General features: G+C 40.3%; 26 protein-coding genes. 1 reads left to right on the top strand and 25 read right to left on the bottom strand.

Annotated features, from left to right (window positions below; genetic code table 11):
* Positions 1 to 39 precede the first annotated feature (39 nt).
* The 6 genes from THETH_RS03245 to THETH_RS03220 all read right to left on the bottom strand — a co-directional run bounded on the left by THETH_RS03245 (position 40) and on the right by THETH_RS03220 (position 5,470).
* Positions 40 to 759: an ABC transporter ATP-binding protein gene (locus THETH_RS03245; protein ID WP_013931953.1), complete on the bottom strand. Its 720-nt coding sequence runs from the start codon at positions 757 to 759 to the stop codon at positions 40 to 42.
* Positions 756 to 1,538: an ABC transporter ATP-binding protein gene (locus THETH_RS03240; RefSeq protein WP_041446378.1), complete on the bottom strand. Its 783-nt coding sequence runs from the start codon at positions 1,536 to 1,538 to the stop codon at positions 756 to 758. The genes THETH_RS03245 and THETH_RS03240 overlap by 4 nt, the downstream gene beginning before the upstream one ends.
* Positions 1,531 to 2,595, bottom strand: a complete 1,065-nt coding sequence (locus THETH_RS03235; protein ID WP_013931951.1) for a branched-chain amino acid ABC transporter permease — start codon at positions 2,593 to 2,595, stop codon at positions 1,531 to 1,533. The genes THETH_RS03240 and THETH_RS03235 overlap by 8 nt, the downstream gene beginning before the upstream one ends.
* A 5-nt stretch (positions 2,596 to 2,600) precedes the next feature.
* Positions 2,601 to 3,503: a branched-chain amino acid ABC transporter permease gene (locus THETH_RS03230; RefSeq protein WP_211205288.1), complete on the bottom strand. Its 903-nt coding sequence runs from the start codon at positions 3,501 to 3,503 to the stop codon at positions 2,601 to 2,603.
* 77 nt (positions 3,504 to 3,580) lie between these two features.
* Entirely contained in the window at positions 3,581 to 4,708 is a 1,128-nt protein-coding gene (locus THETH_RS03225; RefSeq protein ID WP_013931949.1) for an ABC transporter substrate-binding protein, read from the bottom strand.
* Between the two features lie 81 nt (positions 4,709 to 4,789).
* Positions 4,790 to 5,470, bottom strand: coding sequence for an IspD/TarI family cytidylyltransferase (locus THETH_RS03220; protein WP_013931948.1), 681 nt, complete (start codon positions 5,468 to 5,470; stop codon positions 4,790 to 4,792).
* 43 nt (positions 5,471 to 5,513) lie between these two features.
* On the opposite strand from THETH_RS03220, the gene THETH_RS03215 reads away from it, so the two are divergent.
* Positions 5,514 to 6,107: a hypothetical protein gene (locus THETH_RS03215; RefSeq protein WP_013931947.1), complete on the top strand. Its 594-nt coding sequence runs from the start codon at positions 5,514 to 5,516 to the stop codon at positions 6,105 to 6,107.
* On the opposite strand, the gene THETH_RS03210 is transcribed toward THETH_RS03215, so the two are convergent.
* The 19 genes from THETH_RS03210 to THETH_RS10755 all read right to left on the bottom strand — a co-directional run bounded on the left by THETH_RS03210 (position 6,104) and on the right by THETH_RS10755 (position 21,180).
* Positions 6,104 to 6,733 (bottom strand): R3H domain-containing nucleic acid-binding protein, encoded by a 630-nt coding sequence (locus THETH_RS03210; protein WP_013931946.1) that lies wholly within the window; start codon positions 6,731 to 6,733, stop codon positions 6,104 to 6,106. The genes THETH_RS03215 and THETH_RS03210 overlap by 4 nt on opposite strands.
* A 6-nt stretch (positions 6,734 to 6,739) precedes the next feature.
* Positions 6,740 to 8,071, bottom strand: a complete 1,332-nt coding sequence (yidC, locus tag THETH_RS03205) for a membrane protein insertase YidC (protein WP_013931945.1) — start codon at positions 8,069 to 8,071, stop codon at positions 6,740 to 6,742.
* Positions 8,068 to 8,307, bottom strand: coding sequence for a membrane protein insertion efficiency factor YidD (gene yidD, locus THETH_RS03200; RefSeq protein ID WP_013931944.1), 240 nt, complete (start codon positions 8,305 to 8,307; stop codon positions 8,068 to 8,070). Before yidD ends, yidC begins: the two co-directional genes overlap by 4 nt.
* A complete protein-coding gene (gene rnpA / locus THETH_RS03195; RefSeq protein WP_013931943.1) occupies positions 8,304 to 8,663 on the bottom strand; it encodes a ribonuclease P protein component in 360 nt (119 codons plus the stop codon). Before rnpA ends, yidD begins: the two co-directional genes overlap by 4 nt.
* The gene (rpmH, locus tag THETH_RS03190) at positions 8,660 to 8,794 is read right to left on the bottom strand and encodes a 50S ribosomal protein L34 (RefSeq protein WP_013931942.1); all 135 of its coding nucleotides are present in this window, start codon (positions 8,792 to 8,794) and stop codon (positions 8,660 to 8,662) included. The genes rnpA and rpmH overlap by 4 nt, the downstream gene beginning before the upstream one ends.
* Positions 8,795 to 8,836: 42 nt before the next feature.
* Complete coding sequence (disA, locus tag THETH_RS03185) at positions 8,837 to 9,874, bottom strand: DNA integrity scanning diadenylate cyclase DisA (RefSeq protein ID WP_245530543.1); 1,038 nt, start codon at positions 9,872 to 9,874, stop codon at positions 8,837 to 8,839.
* Positions 9,875 to 9,888: 14 nt separating this feature from the next.
* Positions 9,889 to 11,214: a DNA repair protein RadA gene (gene radA, locus THETH_RS03180; RefSeq protein WP_013931940.1), complete on the bottom strand. Its 1,326-nt coding sequence runs from the start codon at positions 11,212 to 11,214 to the stop codon at positions 9,889 to 9,891.
* The gene (locus THETH_RS03175) at positions 11,214 to 13,661 is read right to left on the bottom strand and encodes an ATP-dependent Clp protease ATP-binding subunit (protein ID WP_013931939.1); all 2,448 of its coding nucleotides are present in this window, start codon (positions 13,659 to 13,661) and stop codon (positions 11,214 to 11,216) included. Before THETH_RS03175 ends, radA begins: the two co-directional genes overlap by 1 nt.
* A 16-nt stretch (positions 13,662 to 13,677) precedes the next feature.
* A complete protein-coding gene (locus THETH_RS10280) occupies positions 13,678 to 14,253 on the bottom strand; it encodes a CPBP family intramembrane glutamic endopeptidase (protein ID WP_013931938.1) in 576 nt (191 codons plus the stop codon).
* A gap of 118 nt (positions 14,254 to 14,371) precedes the next feature.
* A complete protein-coding gene (gene rpsT, locus THETH_RS03165; RefSeq protein WP_013931937.1) occupies positions 14,372 to 14,653 on the bottom strand; it encodes a 30S ribosomal protein S20 in 282 nt (93 codons plus the stop codon).
* A gap of 25 nt (positions 14,654 to 14,678) precedes the next feature.
* A complete protein-coding gene (metK, locus tag THETH_RS03160) occupies positions 14,679 to 15,869 on the bottom strand; it encodes a methionine adenosyltransferase (RefSeq protein ID WP_013931936.1) in 1,191 nt (396 codons plus the stop codon).
* A gap of 3 nt (positions 15,870 to 15,872) precedes the next feature.
* Entirely contained in the window at positions 15,873 to 16,199 is a 327-nt protein-coding gene (locus THETH_RS03155; RefSeq protein WP_013931935.1) for a hypothetical protein, read from the bottom strand.
* A 3-nt stretch (positions 16,200 to 16,202) separates the two neighbouring features.
* Positions 16,203 to 17,183: a M23 family metallopeptidase gene (locus tag THETH_RS03150; protein WP_013931934.1), complete on the bottom strand. Its 981-nt coding sequence runs from the start codon at positions 17,181 to 17,183 to the stop codon at positions 16,203 to 16,205.
* A complete protein-coding gene (hflX, locus tag THETH_RS03145; protein ID WP_041446543.1) occupies positions 17,180 to 18,436 on the bottom strand; it encodes a GTPase HflX in 1,257 nt (418 codons plus the stop codon). The genes THETH_RS03150 and hflX overlap by 4 nt, the downstream gene beginning before the upstream one ends.
* Positions 18,423 to 18,704: an RNA chaperone Hfq gene (gene hfq, locus THETH_RS03140; RefSeq protein ID WP_013931932.1), complete on the bottom strand. Its 282-nt coding sequence runs from the start codon at positions 18,702 to 18,704 to the stop codon at positions 18,423 to 18,425. Before hfq ends, hflX begins: the two co-directional genes overlap by 14 nt.
* 14 nt (positions 18,705 to 18,718) lie before the next feature.
* Positions 18,719 to 19,633, bottom strand: a complete 915-nt coding sequence (gene miaA, locus THETH_RS03135) for a tRNA (adenosine(37)-N6)-dimethylallyltransferase MiaA (RefSeq protein WP_041446376.1) — start codon at positions 19,631 to 19,633, stop codon at positions 18,719 to 18,721.
* Positions 19,627 to 20,400, bottom strand: a complete 774-nt coding sequence (locus tag THETH_RS03130) for a class I SAM-dependent methyltransferase (RefSeq protein WP_013931930.1) — start codon at positions 20,398 to 20,400, stop codon at positions 19,627 to 19,629. The genes miaA and THETH_RS03130 overlap by 7 nt, the downstream gene beginning before the upstream one ends.
* On the bottom strand, positions 20,397 to 20,639 hold the full coding sequence (locus THETH_RS03125) for a hypothetical protein (RefSeq protein WP_013931929.1): 243 nt from the start codon (positions 20,637 to 20,639) through the stop codon (positions 20,397 to 20,399). Before THETH_RS03125 ends, THETH_RS03130 begins: the two co-directional genes overlap by 4 nt.
* 10 nt (positions 20,640 to 20,649) lie before the next feature.
* The gene (locus THETH_RS10755) at positions 20,650 to 21,180 is read right to left on the bottom strand and encodes a carbohydrate ABC transporter permease (RefSeq protein WP_169310340.1); all 531 of its coding nucleotides are present in this window, start codon (positions 21,178 to 21,180) and stop codon (positions 20,650 to 20,652) included.
* Positions 21,181 to 22,568: the final 1,388 nt, after the last annotated feature.

Below are 22,568 nucleotides of genomic sequence, written 5' to 3'. Positions count from 1 at the left end.
GGTCTGTTCACCCCTAGTAAAAGTTTACCATAGAGATATTCAGCTTATTCCAAGGTAAGCTTTTGCCACATCCTCGTTTTTGATCAAATTTTCTCCCTTATCTTGAAGCGTTATTCTTCCTGTTTCCAAAACGTACCCATAGTCACAAATTTTCAAAGCCGCAAAAGCATTTTGCTCAACCAGCAAAATCGTGACGCCTTCATTTCTGATTTGTTGAATCACTTGAAAAACTTCTGCAACCAGCAACGGAGCCAATCCCAAGGAAGGCTCATCCATCATCAAAACCTTTGGTCTTGACATCAACCCTCTTGCGAGGGCTAACATTTGTTGTTCTCCTCCAGACAGCGTACCACCAAGCTGTTTCAACCTTTCTTTCAACCTCGGAAAAAGATTCAACACCCAATCGAGGTCTTCCCTTATCTTATTTTTATCCTTTCTCGCATAACAACCCATCATCAGATTTTCATAAACAGTCAGGTTCGGAAAAATCTTCCTACCCTCGGGGACTAGTGTCAAACCAAGTTTTACTATCTCGTTCGTCGGTAAATTAGTTATATCAATACCATTGAAAACAACTTTACCTTTACTCTTTGGAACGATGTTCATAATGGCGTTCAAAGTGGAAGACTTTCCGGCACCGTTTGACCCAATTAAGGTAACTATTTCTCCTCTTTTAACTTGAAAGGATATACCCTTGACCGCATGAATACTTCCATAGTGAACATTTAAGTCTTCCACGCTCAAAACAACGTCGGTCACAGCAATACCTCCTCACCAAGATAGGCTTTTCTGACGATTGGATCGTTTTGTATCTGTTTTGGGGCCCCTTCTGCAATGAGTTTCCCATAGTCCATAACGTATATTCTTTCACATATTCCCATTATCACTTTCATGTCGTGCTCTATGACAATTATGGTGACTTTAAAATGGTCTCTAACCCATTTTATGAAGTTCATCAACTCCACCGTTTCCTGGGGATTCATACCCGCAGCTGGTTCGTCAAGAAGCAAAAGCTTTGGACCTGTCGCCAAAGCCCTGGCTATTTCAAGTTTTCTTTGAAGACCATAGGACAGTGCACTTGCTTTCTCGTTGGCAAATTGTTTCAAACCAACGATTTCAAGTAGTTTTAAACCTTCTTCCCTCATTCGCCTTTCCAAAGCAAGGGCAGAAGGCAGCTTTGCCACACATTTAAAAAGCCAGATCCAGCTTTTCAACTTAAGATGTTGTGCCACCATGACGTTTTCCAAAACGGTTAAATCAGAAAACAACCTGATGTTTTGAAAAGTTCTGGCAATACCCATACGTGTTCGTTCGAATGGTTTTTTGAAGGTTATATCGTGGTTTTCAAAGTATATCCTTCCACCCTCTGGATAATACATGCCCGTTATAAGGTTGAAAAGCGTGGTTTTTCCTGCTCCATTTGGGCCTATTAATCCAAGAAGTTCCCCGCGTTTTACATAACCTGTGAAATTATCGACAGCCACCAACCCTCCAAACCTTTTTGTTACCGACTCTAATCTGAGTACAATCTCATCCATGGCTTTCACCCCGTTTTAACCTTCGAACAAAATTGGCAATTAAATCCCAAGTCAATTCGTTTCTGCCAAAAAGACCTCTTCTCCAAAAGAGCATTAAAACTATTAAGATCACCGAGAGCACAACCATTCTCATACCAGGAATACCGGGCAAAGTTATTCTTCCCAGTTTGAAAGGACTTTCAAGAATTCTAAGGTACTCCAAACCCACGGTGTAGATAGCGGCACCAAAAATTGAACCTGTTATGCTGCCAAGCCCTCCCAAAACCACCATGATGAGTATTTCGAAAGTTTTTGTAACACCAAACGACTTTGGATCTATGGTTGTTATAAGATGAGCCCAAAGAGCTCCACCGACTCCAGCAAAGAACGAACCTATGACAAAACCCATAACTTGATGAGAAAAGACATTTATCCCCATCGCCTTTGCAGCTATTGGGTCTTCCCTAATCGCTTTCAAAGCTCGACCATAGCTGCTGTTGACAAGGCTTGCAATGGTAAAAACAGTCACAAACGCCCAACCCCACGACCAATAAATGTTTGTGTAAGGGGGGATACCCTTCAAACCAAGGGCACCGTTGGTTATAGACCAAGCGTTGTTGGCTATTATTCTTACAACCTCACCAAGTCCAAGAGTTGCAATCGCAAGGTAATCCCCTATGAGTCTCAGCGAAGGAGCTGCGACTATATAGCCAAAACCTGCCGCCACCAAGCCCGCTATTACAGTCGCAGGTAAAAAAGACATTTCAATCGAGTTGAAAGGATAAATGAGTGGTTTTACCAAATAAGATATTTCTTTTTGACTTATAGGCAACGTCAAAAGCGTTGCTATGTAAGCACCGATTGCTATGAATCCAGCATGTCCAAGGGAAAAGATCCCAGTTATACCGTTTATCAAATTCAAAGATACTGCGAAAATTATGTTTATCGCCATTAAGTTGAGCAAAAGCTTAATGTAATCACTCGCAAATCTTTGAGCAAGATGTAGTGAAAAGCCTATCAACACCATCAAAATAATTGTCAAAACAAGCTTGGTTGAAGTTTTCAGTTTCCGTTCCATTCTTATCACACCTTTTCTGCAATTTCAACTCCAAGAATTCCGGTTGGTTTGACAAGCAAGATCAGCAAAAGGATGACGTATGCGAAAGCATCTCTGTAGCCAGCTATTGAAGGGGCAAAAGCCACGATCATAACCTCAGCTGCACCTAAAACAAAGCCACCGGTCATCGCACCTTGTATGCTCCCAATACCACCCACAACAGCAGCAATGAAAGCCTTCAAACCTGGTATGAATCCCGTGTAAGGATAAACCTGTGGAAAACGCATAGCCCATAGAATTCCACCTATGGCAGCCAAGGCAGAACCCACGGCAAAGGTAAAGCTTATTATTCTATCAACGTTTACACCCATCAACTTCGTCGTAGCGATATCTCTCGATATAGCTCGCATGGCCATACCGGTCTTCGTTTTATAAACTATCCAAGTGAGTATCAACATGGCAACAGCCGCAACAACAATTGTGATCAAAGTTAAAATTGGAATTCTAACATTTCCAAAAATTATCATCCTCAAAAATTCCCTTGGATACACCCCTGTCTGAGGATTGAAGGATTTTGGACGGCCACCAAAAACAACCGTTGCAAAATTCGTCAAAAAGAAAGAAACGCCTATCGCCGTGATCAACAGGGAGATTCTTGGAGCATTTCTCAAAGGTCTATAAGCGATTCTTTCAACAGTTACACCAAGAAGCATCGTTGCAAAGATGGAAAATATATATGCTCCCCACCACGGCAAGCGCAAAAGAATCACACCGTAAAACGCAAAGTATATGCCATAGGTAAAAATGTCACCATGAGCGAAATTGATCAACCTGAGTATTCCATAAACCAAACTGTATCCAATTGCAATCAACGCGTATATTGAACCAAGCGATATGGCATTCACCAAATGTTGCAAAAACGCTTCCAGTGTCAAATTGTTCACCTCCTAATTAAACCTTTGAAAGCCCCCATGAAGGGGGCTTTTTGTAAACCCATGTGAAACTTCTACGGTCGGATAACCGTGTAAAGAACAAATTGCCTATTTTTGATCGTGTTTATAACAGCAGGTTTGATTGGATCACCAGAATTGGGTGGGAAGCTTATCGTACCAGCAACACCGACGAAATCTTTCGTTGCAGCAATTGCATCACGGATTTTGACAGGATCTGTAGATTGAGCTCTTTCGATTGCATCAAGAATCAAATTATAAGCATCAAACGCCAAAGCCCCAAAAGCGTCTGCTCTTCTGCCGTATTCTTTCATATAAGCTTCGACAAACTCTTTCGTCTTTGGAGAAAGATCTGCGTCTGGATGGAAGTATGTTGTGTAGTAAAGTCCTTCAACAAAATCTCCTCCGATTTCGATCAACTCCGGTGCGTCGGCCCCATCTCCGGCCAAAAAAGCTCCTTTGAATCCAAGTTGTCTTGCTTGGACACACATCAAAGCTATCTCGGCATAATAACCAGGCATAAATATCACGTCGGGTTTCTTTGCAAGAACGTTTGTCAGCTGAGCAGAGAAATCTTGATCACCGGTTGTGTAATACTCAACGAAATACGTTCCACCTAACTGTTTGAAAACCTTCATGAACTCGTTGGCCAAACCAACGACGTAATCTTGTGCCACGTCAACCATAATGGCAACTTTTTTAGCTTTCAAGTGTTCCCACGCGAACTTTGCAAGTATCGCACCTTGGAATGGATCGATAAAGCAAGCTCTGAAAACAAATTTTTTACCTTGAGTAACCAAAGGATTTGTTGTGGTGGTTCCTATCAAAGGAACTTTCTTTTCCTCAGCAATGGCACCAGCCGCAAGTGCACACGAACTTGTGCAAGGACCAATTATGGCAGAAACTTTTTCAACGTCGATTAACCTTCTTGCCACGTTCGCTGACTCGGCTTTGTCGCCCTTGTTGTCCATAAGAATAACTCTAACTGGAATCTCTTTACCTCCGATGTTGACCGTTGGCCTTAACTTCATCGCAAGCTTTATACCGTCCCAAGACGCTTGACCGTAACCAGCTATCGGTCCGGTCATCTCAAAACCAGCCCCGATCCTTACCTCGGTTATTTCTTGAGCAAAAAGTACAACAAATACCACGGCAAGGAAGATCAGCACGCAAGCTTTTTTCACACTCAACACCTCCTTTGAAAATTCTTTAACCTGGCAAAACCAGGTTTTATAAATATATTACCATATCGCTTAAAATTCTTGTCAAGTTTGTCTTTGACTTTCAAACCAAAATCTTGCTAACAAATTGGCTACCTGGTAATCCTCTGGAAAGGTAATTTTGAAATTCAGATAATCCGATGGTACAATGGCAACTTTTAGGCCTGCTTGAACAAAAGGAAAGGTGCCATCATCGCCACTTATTCTTTGAAAAATTTGATATGCCAGTTCGAAGTTGAAAGCCTGTGGTGTAAGAATTCGATAAAGATTTTCACGCGACACATGATTCTTCACAAAACCGTTCTCACAATACGCAACGGTGTCGGAGATCTTTACCGCCGCCGTTGATGCCCCGTGTTTTTCGGCAGCCTCAATTACCTCATCAACGAGTTTTGAGGTGATAAAAGGTCTTGCCGCATCGTGGAAGACGACTACCTTCGGATTAAAGGTTTTTAAGTGCTCCAATGCAATCAAAGTAGTCTCATGCCTGGTTGCACCACCAGCTAAGATTGCTTTTAGTTTCTCAGCTTTTACAGCCAACTTTTGAGCGTACCCAATGTATTCTTCTGGAACCATGAGCAAATATCCGTCGACCTTCTGAGATTTTTCAAAAGCTTCCAAACTATACAGAAAAATTGGTTTTCCACAAAGTTCAAGAAACTGTTTTGGAATTTTATCACCAAGCCTCGTTCCTTTACCAGCAGCCATCAAAACTCCTATGTTCATTCTTCATCACCACATGTTAGAATATCAAAAAAGGGGGGAAAGTATGCTTGACCCTAAAAAAATCGAGTCAATAATATCCCAAATCTCTGGAATAAATGGGGTCAAAGTCGTCGCGGACGAGGAAGGCATCAAGGAGATACACGTCATAACCGATTCACAAAAAAATCCAAAACAGGTGGTTCGAGATGTTGAAACAGCGATATTTGCTTCAACAGGAATTAAAATTGACAGGAAAATCATAAGTGTTGCCCAACTTTCCAGCCCTGGACAATCTTTTGTCGATTACGAGATTTCCTCATTAAGAACAGAGGATTTGGGCAAGAAGATCAAAGTGGAAGTAACCATTGAACGTGCTGGAGAAGTTTACACAGGCAGTGCAGAAGGGGCAAAAACAAGTATTCAAAAGCTTAAGACCGCAGCAGAAGCTGTTATTAACGCTTTAGACGAATTGAGTGATTCGATCTTCTCTGTAGACGATCTTAGAATCATTACCTTAGCTGGGAAAGAATTTTTAGTGTGTCATTTGACGAAACTTCAAAACGGATTGGAAAAAAGTGTAATAGGAAGCTGTGAGATCCAAAAAGATCCGTTAATTGCCGCAGCTTATGCAGCCTTAGACGCTTTTAAGAGATCTTAATTTTTCTCCTCTTGATAATACTCTATGACAACCCTTCGGTACGGTTCAACACCAATAGAATAACTTTTCAGATGTTTGTATCTCTTGACAAGCTCGTGAACCATTCGTCTTTCTTTTGCCGACATTGGCTCTAAAACTATCTTTTTAGCACCATTTTTCACCTTTGATATTGCTTGTTCTACTATTTCGTGTAAATTTTTCTGCCTCTTTTCCTTCAAATCTCCTACATCAACTTCCACGCACAATTTTGTATCGCTGACTCGATTTATGAGTATTGTGGCTAAATGTTGAATCGCTGGAACAACTTCCTTGTTTTTAACAGCCCATTCTTTCAAATTTTCACCGTTTAGCTTTACCGTGAATTTCTTTCCAGATGAAGAAATGTTGATTTCAACTTGCCCAAATTTGGCAAAAATGGTTTGAAAAAACTCCCTCAACTTGCGCTCGTAATAATTACTTTTGAAGGTTATTTCTACTACTGCATTCCTTGCGAACAATCCAAAGAAACCTTTGAATCCCTTATCAACAATTTTGTATTCAAATTCACCATCTAGCAAGTTATGCTGCTTTTTCGCAATTTCAAGTGCTTCCTCAACAGTTGAAGCTGAAACTGTAACCTTTCGCATTGCCCTTCACCTCTTGGCTCTAAGTCCAAGTAATTCTCTGGTCGTGATTCCCTTTATCTTATAACGCTTGTAGATGTAATACGTAACGATAAGTTGAATAACTGTGTTGGTTGTATAGTACAGGAACAAACCACTTGGCAGACCAACGAACAAGAATGGAAATATAACGGACATCAATATTCCCTGCCAAGCTGACCTTGTATCAGTGCTCGTTATGAGTGTGTTGTAATAACTTGCAACGATTGTTATCAATATGAAAATTGCGTTGGCGGAGAAACCTCCTACAGATAAATCGTTCCATATCAAAAATCTACTACCATATGCAAATTCCTCTTGGAAGTAGCGAATAACCGCGTACAAAAGGAAGAAAATTGGAAGTTGAACCAAGAGCATCAAACAACCACTGGCTGGGTTGACGCCTTCTTCTTGATAAATTTTCATCAACGCTTCTTGTTGCTTTTGAGGATCTTTGTACTTTTTTCTAACCTCTTCAATTTTTGGTTGGATTTTTCGCAGTTTTATCATGGACTTGGTTTGAGCGTGATAAAGTGGATACAAAATGAATCTTACAACAATGGTGAACAAAATTATCGCCCAGCCAAAGTTTTTAGTCAACTCATACAACCACCAGAAAAACCAGACCAACGGGTAGAACAAAGGATCGTACCAACTTGTCGTACCCCTTATTGTCCTTAACTCGGAAACTATTACCGAATAATCCTCTGGGAAAAGTTTTTTCAGAAAGATTCTTTTCAAAGGTCCCATATGAACTGTTACTTTCAATTCTCCATCAAATTGCACCTTATTCAAAACAAGAGTTCCTTTGTCAAATTTACTTATCGAAACAATTTTGTTCTTGGGTGCAAAGGAAATGAAGTAACCTCTTACAAACCTATCGTTGTCCTCAAACCACACTCTGGGTAAAGAAAGAAAAAGCTTTCGATCAGTTTTTACTTCAACTAAGAGCAAATACTCAGGTGAGTTCTTAACCGTGATGTTTTTAACTGTTCCATCTTTGTACTCATAGACAAGCGCAACATCACTTAAGAAACTCCCTGGAGCTGTTTCGGTTCCAAGGATGGAAAAACTAACAACTTCTTCTAGCATTTTTCCATCTTCATCGTACAGTTCCAAACCATCGCCAAAAGCCTCGAAAATGTGCAACCTTCTTTCAGTAACAATATAAACGTTCAAAAGGTTTCCATACAAATCGAACTCGTACTCTGCAAACCTAGTCTTCACCTTTACTCCATTGTTTAATTGGATTACACTTATCTCATTTTTGGCGAAAACTAGTAAAGCCAGAAAACTGAGTACCACGATCAAAAATTTTCTCAACTTGACCTCCTCCTTAGTTCGAATTTTTCTGGAACAGGATCAAATCCACCTGGGTTTAAAGGATTACATCTTAGAATTCTTCTTATCGCGAGCAAACCACCTTTTAACAATCCAAAACGTTCAATAGCTTGATAAGCATAAGCCGAACAAGTTGGCACAAACCTGCAAGAAGGTGGTTTCAACGGAGAAATGTACTTTTGATAAAATCTTATCAACCAAAGAGCAATCTTTCTCATGATTTTTCCATTTCCTCAAACAAAGGAATCAAGCTATCTTTAATACGATGAAAATCCACGTTGTGAAATTCAACAGAAAGGGTTTTCCGCGGGATCACCAACACGTCATAACCTTCCTTGAAGTTTACTTTGTGGTGTCTGAAAATCTCCCTAATCCACCTTTTAACTTTGTTTCTATCATGGGCTTTCCCAAATTTTTTCTTCACAATTATCCCCAACCTGCTGTAACCCAAGTTATTTTTTGCAAAAATAACCGTAAAAAACTCATTTTGCAACATTTTACCCTCGCGGAAAACCCTTTCAAAATCTTTGGTAAGCCTAAGTCTTTCGTTTTTGGAAAGTGAAAACCGTTTCAAACTGCCAGTCTCCACCTTCCTTTCGCCCTGCGTCTAGCTAGCACCTTCCTTCCCGAAGGGGTTCTAGACCTGACAAGAAAACCATGCGTTCTTTGTCTTTTCCTTCTGCTCGGCTGGTAAGTTCTTTTCATAGTGTCTCCTCCTTTTTGCAAGTCTTGACAAGAGTAATTTTATCATAACTGTTTTATTTTACTCTTCAAGATCTCCACTACATCTAAAATGGCATGCGCTCTCTTTTCTCCAACACCCTCTATCGACATCAGTTCCTGAATTGTGGCAGTCAGTAAAGCCTTCAAATTCTTGTATCTTTCAACGACTTTCGCTGAAACAGTTATCGGTAACTTTGCAAAATATTTCAAAATCCTGTATCCCCTGGGTAAGTAAACTAATTCCATCGCCTGTGCAACGCTTTGAACATCCCAACCAAGGTATTTTACTATTCTTAAAGTAGATAAGTCACGCTCTTCCTTCATTTTCGAAATCAACCTTTTTGCGTCCTCCATTTTCAACTCATCAAAACTGTAATCCATGACCAAAAGGAAAACGATGTCATCTAAACCTTCCAAAAGTTCGCTCATTTGCAAGCTTATGAGCTTACCATCCTCGCCAAGTTCAACGATGTAGGGATATATATCTTCCCATATCCTCAGCATGATCAAAGCTTTTTCGATCGCCCTTGCAACATCATAGATCGAAATACCCCTTAGTTCTTCGTTTTCGATGGTCGAAAAAATTTTCTCAAAACTTGTTCGATATTTTTCCAAAGCATTCAAAGCCTGTGTACTTTTGGTCATGAGCAATCTTCTGTCGTTCAGTACGTACTTGTAATCTCCCACGTAAAGGCTTATCACATTTCTCCTTTTCGAGATGGCGACAACCATTTTTCCCGTTTGCTTGGCAACCCTTTCTGCCGTTCTGTGTCTTATACCAGTTTCCGTAGTTGGAATGTTTGGATCTGGTACCAAATGAACATTGGCTGAAAATATCTTTGTGACATCTTCGGACAAAATGATTGCCCCATCCATCTTTGCAAGTTCGTACAGTCTTTCTGGTGTAAAAGAACAGTTGAGTTCAAATCCTCCTTGCATGATGTTTCTGTACTTGTTCACATCGTCTACAAAAAACAACAACGCTCCCAAGTTAGCTGCTATTATGTCTTCTAATGCTTTTCTTAACTTCGTACCAGGAGAAAGAAGAGCTATCTTTTCCAAAATAGAACTTTCTATCAGATTTGAACACCTCCAATTATCTTACCAAGATCTTTCACAGTTTTTATTTCGATAATGTTTCCTTTCAAATTAAAAGAAGTTGGACTTAAAATCTTTTCAATCCCAATCTTTTTCAAAGCTTCTATCCTCGTTTGCAAACGACTGACACTTTTGATGCGTCCATCCAAGCTCAATTCACCTAACAAAGCAACATCTCCAATTGGTATATCAAGGTAGGAAGAAATTAAAGCGCCCGCAACGGCTGCATCAACAGCGGTATCGGTTATACGAAGTCCGCCTAAGACGTTTACATAAACATCGTGCCACTCGAACGGAAAGTTCAACTGCTTACTCACAACCGCTATGATCAAGTAAAGCCTGGTTAAATCGTACCCACTGCTTATCCTTTTTGGAACCGACGATCTTGTTTTTGAGACCAATGCCTGAACTTGAACCACAAAAGCCCTTGAGCCCTCGATAACACAAGATAAACTGTTACCAGAGAGTTGCTCGACTCTATCGAAAAATCCAAAAGTTTCAAGTTGTTTTAAACCATTTTCGGTCATTTCAAAGACTGCGATCTCACCAGATGGTCCAAATCTATTTTTCACAGTTCTAAGTATCCTCAACTCCGTCAACTGTTCCCCTTCAAAGTAAACCACCGTGTCTACAAGATGTTCTATGAGCTTTGGTCCAGCAATTTCTCCACTTTTTGTGACGTGTGCAATGAGTATTGCTGGTACACCAAAGGTTTTGCAACGTTCAATGGTTCTTTCAACTGTGTATCGAACTTGTGCAACACTACCTGCGTACAACCCAAGTTCTGGTGAATACATCGTTTGAAGAGAATCTATTACTAGAAGGGAAAAACTCGAATCAACCAGTTGTAAGACAACATCAGGATCGTTCTCCGCTGTTATCATTACCTTTCCGATATTTTTGGCTCCAAGTCTTTGCGCTCTAAGAGCCACTTGTTCTGGCGATTCTTCAGCGGTTATGTAAAGAACCTTCTTTCCAAGTGAAGAAAAGAAATTGCAGATTTGTAGTGCCAAGGTACTTTTTCCTACCCCAGGCTCTCCACCTAGCAAAAGAACCTGCCCTGGGATCAAACCACCTCCCAGGGCAGTGTCAAGTTCAGAAAAACCCGTGCTCGACCTGGATACATTGCTGGTTTTAGCTATTTCTTCAAGAGACAAAACTTTAGTTTCACGGATCTTTGGCTTTGAAGAATTTTCCATTTGTTCAACAGCGGTATCCCAAAGGCCACATTGTGGACATTTCCCAAACCACTTTGGGGATTTGTAGCCACAGTTGCTGCAGACAAAGCTCGATTTTTCCTTCATTAGCTCAAAGCTCCCGCTCTTTGTTTTCTTTTTGTGAATATTATCCTACCTGCCGAAGCCTTACAAACAATCGTATCGCCTGGATTGAACTTACCTCTCAAAATTTCCTCAGCTAAAGGATCTTCGAGCAGTTGCTGTATTGCTCTCTTAAGTGGTCTGGCGCCGTACACTGGATCGAAACCTTTTTCGATCAACAAATCCTTGGCTTCTTTTGTCAAAACCAAGCTCAGATTCTTCTCTTTCAACCTCTCACGCAAATCTGAAACCAAGATATCGACAATCTTTTCTATGTGTTCTCTTGTCAACGGGTGGAAGACTATTATTTCGTCAATGCGGTTGAGAAACTCTGGTCTAAAGGTTTTCTTGACCTCTTCAAGGACCAACTGCTTGATTTCCTCGTATTCTTGCTGGAAGTTATCTTCCGATACAAATCCAAGCGTTCGCTTCGACTTGTTTATCAAAGTACCTCCAATGTTGCTCGTCATGACTATTATCGTGTTCCTGAAGTCAACTTCCCTACCTTGTGAATCCGTCAGCCTTCCTTCGTCCATTATCTGAAGCAATATGTTGAACACATCCGGGTGAGCTTTTTCAATTTCGTCAAAAAGTATCACGGAGAACGGTCTTCTTCGCACTTTTTCCGTCAACGTTCCACCTTCTTCGTAACCAACGTATCCTGGAGGCGCTCCGATCAAACGAGAAACTGAGAATCTTTCCATATATTCGCTCATGTCAAATCTTATTAGAGCTTTTTCATCACCAAATAGATGAGTGGCAAGAACTTTTGTGAGCTCCGTTTTACCAACACCAGTAGGGCCAAGGAACAAGAACACTCCAATAGGTCTTCTTGGATCTTTCAAACCGCTTCTTGCCCTTCTGATAGCCCTTGCAACGGCTTTTATCGCTTCGTCTTGACCAACTATTCTTTCATGGAGAACTTTTTCAAGGTTAAGGAGTTTTACGCTTTCGCTTTCTTCAAGTTTCGTCAAGGGTATACCCGTCCAGCTTGAAACAACCTCTGCAACGTCATCAACTCCTACGTCTATTATTTTCGTTTCCACGCTCTTTCTCCATTGTTCGTACTGCTCGTTGTAAGTCTGCGTCAAAATTCTCTCACGCTCTTTCAATTCTGCAGCTTTTTCATAATCTTGGTTCAAAACCGCAAGTTCTTTTTCAGCCTTTATTTGATCAAGTTGTTTTTTAAGCTCGCGAAGTTCAGGTGGGAGCACGAAACTTCTCAAACGAGCCCTTGCACCAGCCTCGTCTATGACGTCTATCGCTTTATCAGGCAAGAAGTGATCGGTAATATAACGTTTTGAAAGATAAACAGCTGCTTCAAGTGCCATATCGCTGTACCTGACTCTGTGATGAGCTTCGTACTTCGATCTCAACCCTTTGAGGATTTCCAAAGTTTCCTCAGGAGTAGGTTCTCTGACGTAAATTTTCTGGAACCTTCTTTCCAAAGCCGCATCCTTTTCTATGTACTTTCGATACTCGTCTGGTGTGGTAGCACCTATGCATCTAACCTCACCGCGAGCCAAAGCTGGCTTAAGGATGTTTGCGGCATCTATAGCACCTTCCGCCGACCCGGCACCAACTATGGTGTGAATTTCATCTATGAAGAGAATTATATTGGGGTCTCTGGTAACAACTTGCAAAAGTTTTTTCATCCTTTTTTCGAACTCTCCACGATACTTGGTACCGGCAACCAAAGCTGCAACATCCAGAGCAAAGATGGTTTTTCTCTTCAATGGTTCTGGAACTTCGCCTGCCACAATTCTTTGAGCCAAACCTTCAACTATCGCAGTTTTTCCTATACCGGGCTCACCGATCAGAACAGGGTTGTTTTTCTTTCTTCTTACCAAAACTTGCATTACTCTTTCTATTTCCTCATCCCTACCTATGACTGGATCAAGCTGATTTTTCATCGCAAGAGCGGTCAAATCTATTCCAAATCCTTCAAGCTGCCTCACCGAAGCGTTTTCCAAACCTTTGTCGGATTCAAAGTCGTTTATTCTAAACGAGCTGTTTTCAATGATTATGCGTCTAAGAGCTCCGAGGTCTGCTCCCATTTTTCTAAGAACGTGAACTGCTATCCCTTCTCCTTCTCTTATGATTCCAAGCAGAAGGTGCTCAGGTTGTATTTTCTCGCTACCAAGATACTTTGCCTCCTCGTAAGCTAGCTCAATGATCCTTTTTGCACGAGGAGTCATCTGTGGCGAGCTTGTCATGCCACGCATTCCCATACCAACTATGGAAATAACTTCATTCTTTGCTCTAGAATAAGTTATACCCATTTCCGCAAGGCTTTCTGACAAGGCGGATTCCTGCTTCAATATGGCAAGCAAAATATGCTCTGTACCCACATAAGAATGTCCCATTTCTTTTGCTTCGTTTTGCGCCTCAACGAAAACCTGCGCGGACTTTTCGGAAAACTTGTCAAACATCAGCGCATCACCCCTTTCAAGTCAGAGCACTGAATAACATTGCCACCGCATTGTTTAGACAATGAACCACGACAGAAGGTGTTATGGAACCATAGATTTCCCTAAGAGTACTTAAAAAAACTGCGATGACGAACACCTGTGGGAAAATACTCACAGGATGCAAGACCGCAAAAAAGATGGAAGATAGAATTATTGTTGCGTTGACGTTAAACCTTTTTCTCAACAAGTCTTGAAAATAAACGCGAAAGATCATTTCCTCAGCCAAAGGTCCAACAGCAACTAAGGAGACAACCATTGGAAAATTGAGTTTAACCGACTCAATTGGTTCATTCAAAGTTGAAAAGACCAAGCTTACTGGAATCAAAACAAGATAAAGTATTGGTATGGCCAACAACGATTTGAAAAAATGCTTTGGTTTTATTGAAAACAAACTTTTCAAATCAACGCCGTCTTTAAGCAAAAAATAACAGACAAGCCCAAACAAGAGCAAATACCAACCTAGGACAAACCATCCGTTTGTCCCAACGTAATAACCTATGCTTGAACCCAAAAACAAAAGACAAAGTATCGTCAAAACTTGCAGCCTCTTCACACGCATTTCTCCTATAGGAATTTTATCATACAAATAAAATCCAGCACCTTTGTGGCGGTGCTGGAAATTTCAAAGAAAAACAGATTTAAAAGATCGGGAATATTTTTTCACATTTTCATCAAACCTTAACGGCGCTGTTCACAACTTTCATCAAGCGTGACTTTCTTCTTGCCGCTTGATTTTTGTGAATAGCACCTTTACTTGCGGCTTTATCGATAACGGAAATCGCTTGTTTTACCAACTCATCGATCTTTTCCTTGCTTTCTCCAGCCTTAACAGCCTGCAGAACTTTCTTCACAGCATTCTTCATTCTAGTTATGTAGGATTTATTTCTTACCCTAGCCTTTAAAGACTGTCTGTGCCTCTTTTCTGCGGATTTGTTTTTCTTTTTGCCAGGCATTGTCAAATAACACCTCCCTTAAATTCTATAGATTGAATGCCCTTTTCAATTCTGGGACGGCATCCAAAGCTTCCCACGTAAAATCAGGATCATTTCTGCCAAAGTGTCCGTAAGCAGCGGTTTTTTTGTAAATCGGTCTAAGCAGCTTTAACCTATCAATTATGGCTTTTGGTCTAAAGTCAAATATTTCATTTATCACTTTTTTGAGCTTTTCCTCGTCAACTTTGCAAGTTCCAAACGTTTCTATCATCATGGAAACAGGCCTTGCCTTTCCTATGGCGTAAGCTACCTGAATCATGAATTTATCGGCAAGCCCAGCTGCAACAACATTCTTCGCAACGTATCTTGCCATGTAATGAGCAGATCTATCAACCTTTGTTGGATCCTTACCACTGAAGGCTCCTCCACCGTGCGGTATCCATCCACCATAAGTGTCAACGATTATCTTTCTACCGGTCAAACCAGTGTCCGCAGAAGGACCACCAAGGACAAACCTACCGGTTGGGTTAATCAATATTTTCGTGTCTTTTTTCATGTACTGTTCCGGTATAACAGGTTTGATCACGTACTCTATGAGTGCATCACGAAGGTCTTGCAAGCTCACATCGGGCTCATGTTGAGCGGAAATCAAAATCGTATCGACAGCAACTGGTTTTCCGTTCTCATCATACTCTACTGTCACTTGCGTTTTTCCGTCTGGCCTCAGGAAAGGAACTATCTTTTCTTTTCTAACCTGAGCTAACCTCATAGCCAATTTGTGGGCAAGCATAATGGGCAAAGGCATGTACTCCGGTGTTTCGTTGGTTGCGTATCCAAACATCATACCCTGATCTCCTGCACCTATTTTGTCGTACTCGTCAACATCGTTGTTCTTTTCTCTTGCTTCCAAAGCCTTGTTGACACCTATCGCAATGTCTGGGGATTGATTGTGAATCGACGTTAAGACACCACAAGTCTCTCCGTCAAAACCGTACTTAGCCCTTGTATAACCGATCTCCAATATAGTTTTTCTAACGATGTCTTGAATATCAACGTAAGCCTCGGTCGTAACTTCACCTGCAACGATTGCCAGTCCTGTCGTCACTAAGGTTTCAACCGCTACCCTTGCATTTGGATCTTGCTCGAGTATTGCATCGAGTATGGCATCCGAAATTTGATCGGCCATTTTATCAGGATGACCTTCAGTAACACTCTCACTTGTAAACAACTTTTTCATTTCTCATCCTCCTCTTTTTGCAACACTTTCATACTCTTCTTTTGTGACAAACTTACCACCATCTAGATTCACAAATTTGACCTTGTAACCAGCTGTAAAAGATGCTTGCAAGTGAATTTTGTTCGGGCATCGAGAGCCTACATAGACCTTGTCTATTTTATACGGTGTCGACGGATTGTCGTAATCGTTTATAAAATCGTAACCTATTCTAAGATGACTTCTAAAATATTCGCCACATTTATCACATTTAAAGTACACAACAAAGATATTCCCTTCTTTGTAAAATGGGTTTAACGAAATATCCTTTGGCTTTTTCTTAAAAAAGAACATTCTTCACCTTCTTTCTACCAAAAACTCTACATCGAAGTTCCTGTTCCAAACATCAGTTAATGTAATCTTCACTCGACTTTGTTTTGGTAAACGTGCAATTTCCGCAAACCTGTTCACCTTTACAAGAGAACTTCCAAGTTCAGGATACAGTTTATACCAAGCAGAATACGTATAACCATCGGACACGGAATCTCTTGTGTAAATTGCCCAAACGTTGTTGAACTCGTTCCATGGAATTGTTGAAAAATCCAATTCATAAGCTAAAGTACCATCAAAGTACAGCCTTATTCGTTTGAGCCCCAAAACATTTCTTCCGCTCACCGTCACTGCGTTGATTGCTATTTTTGGAATATCTCCTTTGAAAAGATATACCCTTCCTGGAGAATAGGTATAACGTTCACCATCTATTATAAGACTTCTTACTTCAAACCTAGCATCGCTTGGAATAACCAGCGGCAAAAAGTCCATGGGATCGTAGCAAACACTTTCATCTAAACTTCTGACTTCAAAATGGCAATGAGGTTGAGCAGCTTCTCCGGTTCTTCCAGAAAAACCAATAACCTCACCAACCTTGAAAAAAATAGTCTTCTCCGGAAATTCAACGACTATCCGCCTTTTCCCAAACTCGTTGACAACGGATCTCACTATGTCCTGCACTTTGCTTGAAAAATCACTCAGATGAGCGTACAACGTTCTATATCCATTTTCGTGTTCCAAAACTATCACGTTACCATAGATATCGTCTTCGTCTATCTCGACTCTGACCAACCACCCATCGGCTGCAGCAAGAATTGGAACACCAGATCTCATGTTGGTGGATAAATCTATCCCCATGTGAAAGTGCGGTCCTCTGTTGCCAGTACCTCTGAACTCACCGAAACTGGCAGTCAAAATCGGACCAATTTCAACCGGATAAATAAAAAAAGATGTACCAAAACTTAATACTGCTACCACTAACAAACCCATTAAAAAGATCTTTTTCACTCTTCAATCCCTCCTAGGACAACCTTTCGCAAGCGTTCAAGAACGTCTTTGCTACCCTTTAATTTTAACCTTATTTTGCCATTACACCATTCCTCTTGAACTATTGTTAAAAGCTCGCAATATTTCATTACAGTAGGTAGCGCACTTGGATCTATTTCAAAAATTTCTTCAGCTTCATTTTGAAAGAGTTTTTCCGTTACTTTTTGTAAGAATTCATCGATACCTTTGCCTGTTTTTGCGCTCACAAAAACAGCTTCTGGGTAAATTGTGGTAAGCTTTTCCAAAACTTCAGGTGAAACCAAATCTATCTTGTTGAAAACAATCAACCGAGGTATCGATTCAGCGGAAAGTTCTTTGAGAACCATGATGGATGTTTTCATTTTTTCAGCAAAATTTTCTTCTGAAACATCAACAACAAGTGCCAGCAAATCAGAGTAAAGTATTTCCTCCAGTGTGGATTTAAAAGCTTCTATTATGGTGTGAGGAACATTTCGGATAAAACCAACGGTGTCTTTCATCAAAACAACTCTGCCGTTTGGTAGTTTAACTCGTCTTATAACTGGGGAAAGGGAGCTGAACATCTTCTCAGATACAACGATATCACTTTTTGAGAGAACTTTTAGCAAGCTGGATTTACCAGCGTTGGTGTAGCCAACAAAGGAAACCATTGGTAAATCGCTTTCCAACCTTTTTCTTCTTTGAATTTCTCGATTTAACCTGATTTCTTCGAGTTTTTTCCTAATCCAAGCAATTCTTCGCTTGATGTAGCGTCTTCTCTCCTCTATCTTCTGCTCACCAGGACCTCTGGTACCAATTCCGCCTCCTGTTCTTGAAAGACTCTTTCCCTCTCCTACAAGCCTTGGTAGTTCATAGGAAAGTTTCGCCAGTTCAACTTGCAGTATGCTTTCTTCTGTAGTGGCATGTTTTGCAAAAATGTCAAGTATAACTTGAGTTCTATCTTTGAGCGGTACTTGTAAAATTTTTTCAATGTTTTTCGCCTGCAATGGTTTAACTTCCCCATCGATCACAACAAATGATGGTTGATAAGCCTGAACTAAAGCCTTTAGCTCCTCGAGCTTTCCCTTTCCAAGGTAAGTCACAGGATCAGGTTCTAAGCGCGATTGAACAAAAGTTGTTATTACCTCTACTTCTAGGTTAGCCAAAAGTTGCTTTAACTCTTCCAACGAATCGAGATCTTTTTTGATGCTCACCAATATGGCTGATTGTTTTAAAGCGGTATCAATTTCCTTCACTTTCAAACTTCTCTTCCGCCTCCTCCTTTTCTTTCTCCTTTCCTTCGGCTTTAAAGAGTTTCACATAGGTCGTTGGCATTATTGTGCTGATAGCGTGTTTGTAGATCAAACTTTGTTGGTTTTCACTTTCAAGAAGGATCGTAAAGTTGTCAAAAGATCGAATATAACCTTTTGTTTGAAATCCATTCACCAAGTAAATCTTTACCTCGATCTTTCCCACCCTCAACGTGTTCAAAAACCTGTCTTGAAGATTGAACTTCTCAGCCATCCTTAACCCCCCAATCAAAAAAAAGAAATATGTTTTGCATCATTTAAAACTATCTCTTGAATTTTTTTCACAATACTTTGGCAAGAGCAATCCAACCAAACAGCATCTTTGTACCTTCTGAACCAAATCAACTGTCTTCGCGCAAAGTTTCTGGAATTCTTCTTTATCTTTTCAACGGTTGTTTCAAAATCTGCCTTTCCTTCCAAATATTCTATCACTTCTTGATATCCAATTGTCTTCATGGAGTTCAAATCTTTTGTGTAACCGCGTTCAAGCAGGTTTTTCACTTCATCCACAAGTCCAAGTTCTATCATCTTTTCTACTCTCCGGTTTATTCTATCATAAAGCTCTTTTCGATCACGATTCAAAACGATTATTTTGAAATCACCAACAGGTTTTGCAGTTCTCTGATGCTCAGACAGTGGTATTCTTGTTTTGTACCAAACCTCAAGAGCCCTTATGGTTCTTTTTAGATCGTTTGGGTGTATTTTTGCTGCACTAACATGGTCAATCTTCAGCAACTGCTCTCGAAGGGAACCAGGACGAGATTTTTCCTCTTCGAGAAGCTTTTGCCTCAGTTGTTCATCCTTTGGAACGCCGTCGAATATCCCACGTACAAGTGTGTCGATGTAAAGTCCAGTGCCTCCAACCAGCAAAGGAATTTTGCCACGGTTTAATATGTCTTTTATAACATTGATTGCCATTTGTCTGAAATCGTAAGCGCTGAAATACTCATCAGGATCAACGATATCGATCAAGTGATGTTTAATCAAACTTTGTTGTTCCTTGGTGGGTTTTGCGGTACCAATGTCCATGTACCTGTAGATTTGCCTAGAATCAACGGAAACTATTTCAACGTTCAAACCTTGAAAGGCTTCTATGACAAGCTCAGTTTTTCCAACTCCCGTTGGTCCGGTGATTATCACCATTCTTTTTCTATCACCCCGTACAAAACTTTACTTCGCTTGCTTCCAACAAGCCTATGCACCTTTATCCTTTTGAAAAGAGTATCCTCCTGGTGGGCTTTCAGCACAACCTTTTTTCTTGCAACCCTTAGCATTTCATCAACATCCTTTTGTGTAACAGTATCGTATTTGGCGAAAATTCTAAGCGGATTCATCGAGGATGATTCAAATACGGGGTTTTCAAACATCGGATCGCAATATACAATATCAAAGGAATTATCGGGAGAGTTGGCGATAAATTTCCTAAAATCCGCGTTGATGACCTCAATGCGTTTCATCGCTTCGTTTATCCAATCTTCTTTTGCTTTGTAATTTTTCAATCCTTCTCTCACAACTATGTAGATTGGAACTGACGCCTCAAGTCCCACAACTTTGCCGTTAGGAAGGAAGGCAGCCATCAATATCGCTTCACTTGCAAGTCCAAGAGTAGTATCCAAAATTACTTCATTTCCAACCAATTCCAAACATTCTATCAAATGGTCTTTTAACCCGTTTCTTATGTTTCGCATTCTTACTTTGGCGATTGAAGGGTGAAAGAATAAACAACCTCCGCGCCATTTCACCACAACTCTGTCTTTTTCAACAACATAGCAGTAATCATCGTCTAACTTTTCCAACAGATTTGGGTTTCGCCTCCTCGAAAGGTAAGGTACACCGAGTTCTTTGGCAAGTTTTATGGCTTGTTCAACTTGATAAGCCTCAGGGTGATGGGATGTTGTCACAAAAATCATTGATTTTTCCTTCCCTCCACCTCGAGCAATTCAAAGATCCTCACTTGCAGAAAGTTTATCTCTTCGGCTACTTGTGCGTGCCTTTTTTTCAACTCGCGATTTTTAACTTTGACTTGCCAATAGCTAATGTGACTAGCCAAAAAAAGTCCCAGAACAACAAAAAAGACTATCAAGAGAAGGATTTTGTTCAAAAATCTCTGCCTTTTTTTACCTTTTGTCTTTAACCTGCTTACCATCATCTGTCATCACCTATTTCAAACCAGTTCTGGCTATACCTCTGACGAAATACCTTTGCGTGAAGATGAAAAGAACCACAACAGGTATTATCGATATGGTAGCAGCTGCCATCAGTTGGTTGTAAACAGTTCCAACTTCAGTGCTAAAAGTTTGCAATCCGACTGTCAATGTTCTGTACTTGTCCTTGTTGGTGACTATTAAAACCCACAGGAAAGCGTTCCAACTGCCAACAAATTTCAACAGCGCACTTGTGATTATAACAGGTTTTGAAAGAGGAGCAACTATGGTCCAAAGAAATCTCCAATGGGAAGAACCGTCTATCATCGCGGCATCTTTAAGCTCCAAAGGCAATGTCAAAAAGTGTTGTCTCATAAGAAAGATCGCAAAAACACTGACGATCCATGGAATTATAAGCGCATAGTAAGTATCTATCCATCCCAACCTTGATATGGTTATGAAGTTCGGTACGAGCAAGACTTCTCCTGGAACCATCATCGTAGCCAAAAAGGCTGCAAAGATGATCTTCTTTGCAAGGAAGTTCATAAAGGAGAAAGCGTAAGCCGCCATAGCCGATAAAATCACTTCCAAAGCAGTTTGTAACCACAGAAACAAATATCGTGTTCAAATAATACCTTCCAAAAGGTGCGCTTTTCCAAGCTGTGACGTAGTTATGAAAGATATTTCCAAACATTTCTCTCAAATTGAACTTAACAGTTAAAGCATAAGATTCGTCTTCGAGGTAAACCGGATGAACATTCACAAGATCTATTTCTATGTTCTGATTTTGCTTAAGCCTCACTTCTTTGACAAAACTTGGCGATGAAATGATTTTCATCACTGATTTGACCTTGGAGTCAATCTGCCTAACGATGAAAACTTTTTCCAGATTTTTGTACGCACTAACCAACAATTTTTGAAAATCTCTTGCGGGAATTTGCTTGGAAAGCATCTCAAGACGTTCTAAAGCTGCTAAAGCTGTTTGATTCAGCAAAGCATTGGATTTTATCAAATGTATCGTTGAATCGAAATCTTCCATCGAAAGCCATTCTGAGAAATTCGTCAAAACCGACCTCAATCCAGAAAGAGCAATTTTGATCTGTTGAACATAAAAGCGAAGGTTTGGTAGACTGAGATAAGAAAACTCTTTGAAAATCAATTCGTCAAGAAATTTTTCGTATTTTTCCGGAACACCTTCCAAAGATTCACTTACAAATTTTTTCAGTATCTCAAAGTCTTCCTCGATTTTTGCTTGAGCTAAACTTTCAAGAAAAAGATCTCGCTTCTCTTGCTCGGTTGGAAAGGTGAAAACAAGCAAAAGGTTATCGGGACGATCTTTTTGGATAGACTTGAAATACTGCAAGACAAAGGTATATGTATCTATAACGTTTGCCACTTGTTCTACAGGCTCAACAACTCTGGTTTTGAGAAGTTGAACAACAGGATGGTTGCGTAATTCCTCGCTCAGTCTTTCTGTTGAAACCGCTGTTAAACATTCACGGATCAGATTGGATATCTTTTCAATTTCATCAGGTTGAAGAATTAAAACAGCTCCTCTTCTAAAAATTGTTATATTCGATAAAAGATCGTTAAAAGCAACACGGGACAATTGTAAATGCTGAAGGTACTCATCTTTAAAATCTTCAGGAATTCTTCCACTGTACCTTTCAAAAATCTCAATTTGGTTCAAAGCAGTTTTGATGGCATTTTCAACCATTGAAACGTAATTTCTCCTTTCAAGCACAGCATTCAAACCCTGTGTGTACAAACCAAAGAAAGCGGCAAAAAACGGTTCAGGATCGTTGCCAAATCGCTCAAGCAGTGCTTTCACTTCCTTAACTTTTGTCATGGATTGCAAACTAAAAGCAAATTCCTTAAATTCGCTGACATCAAGTCCCCCGATCAAATAAGAACAATCGTCGGGGAACTTTAGA

The sequence above is a fragment of the Pseudothermotoga thermarum DSM 5069 genome (assembly GCF_000217815.1).
In the GTDB taxonomy this organism is placed as follows: Bacteria; Thermotogota; Thermotogae; order Thermotogales; family DSM-5069; genus Pseudothermotoga; species Pseudothermotoga thermarum.
This window is presented reverse-complemented; position numbering and strand designations above follow the sequence as displayed.

What these genes read in the sequence shown, in the direction of transcription:
- THETH_RS03240 (WP_041446378.1), bottom strand. Translation starts at nt 1,538, where the DNA reads ATGGATGAGATTGTACTCAGATTAGAGTCGGTAACAAAAAGGTTTGGA.
- THETH_RS03235 (WP_013931951.1), bottom strand. Translation starts at nt 2,595, where the DNA reads ATGGAACGGAAACTGAAAACTTCAACCAAGCTTGTTTTGACAATTATT.
- THETH_RS03220 (WP_013931948.1), bottom strand. Translation starts at nt 5,470, where the DNA reads ATGAACATAGGAGTTTTGATGGCTGCTGGTAAAGGAACGAGGCTTGGT.
- THETH_RS03215 (WP_013931947.1), top strand. Translation starts at nt 5,514, where the DNA reads ATGCTTGACCCTAAAAAAATCGAGTCAATAATATCCCAAATCTCTGGA.
- THETH_RS03210 (WP_013931946.1), bottom strand. Translation starts at nt 6,733, where the DNA reads ATGCGAAAGGTTACAGTTTCAGCTTCAACTGTTGAGGAAGCACTTGAA.
- yidD (WP_013931944.1), bottom strand. Translation starts at nt 8,307, where the DNA reads ATGAGAAAGATTGCTCTTTGGTTGATAAGATTTTATCAAAAGTACATT.
- rpmH (WP_013931942.1), bottom strand. Translation starts at nt 8,794, where the DNA reads ATGAAAAGAACTTACCAGCCGAGCAGAAGGAAAAGACAAAGAACGCAT.
- radA (WP_013931940.1), bottom strand. Translation starts at nt 11,214, where the DNA reads ATGAAGGAAAAATCGAGCTTTGTCTGCAGCAACTGTGGCTACAAATCC.
- THETH_RS03175 (WP_013931939.1), bottom strand. Translation starts at nt 13,661, where the DNA reads ATGTTTGACAAGTTTTCCGAAAAGTCCGCGCAGGTTTTCGTTGAGGCG.
- rpsT (WP_013931937.1), bottom strand. Translation starts at nt 14,653, where the DNA reads ATGCCTGGCAAAAAGAAAAACAAATCCGCAGAAAAGAGGCACAGACAG.
- metK (WP_013931936.1), bottom strand. Translation starts at nt 15,869, where the DNA reads ATGAAAAAGTTGTTTACAAGTGAGAGTGTTACTGAAGGTCATCCTGAT.
- THETH_RS03155 (WP_013931935.1), bottom strand. Translation starts at nt 16,199, where the DNA reads ATGTTCTTTTTTAAGAAAAAGCCAAAGGATATTTCGTTAAACCCATTT.
- hfq (WP_013931932.1), bottom strand. Translation starts at nt 18,704, where the DNA reads ATGGCTGAGAAGTTCAATCTTCAAGACAGGTTTTTGAACACGTTGAGG.
- miaA (WP_041446376.1), bottom strand. Translation starts at nt 19,633, where the DNA reads ATGGTGATAATCACCGGACCAACGGGAGTTGGAAAAACTGAGCTTGTC.
- THETH_RS03130 (WP_013931930.1), bottom strand. Translation starts at nt 20,400, where the DNA reads ATGATTTTTGTGACAACATCCCATCACCCTGAGGCTTATCAAGTTGAA.
- THETH_RS03125 (WP_013931929.1), bottom strand. Translation starts at nt 20,639, where the DNA reads ATGATGGTAAGCAGGTTAAAGACAAAAGGTAAAAAAAGGCAGAGATTT.
- THETH_RS10755 (WP_169310340.1), bottom strand. Translation starts at nt 21,180, where the DNA reads ATGAACTTCCTTGCAAAGAAGATCATCTTTGCAGCCTTTTTGGCTACG.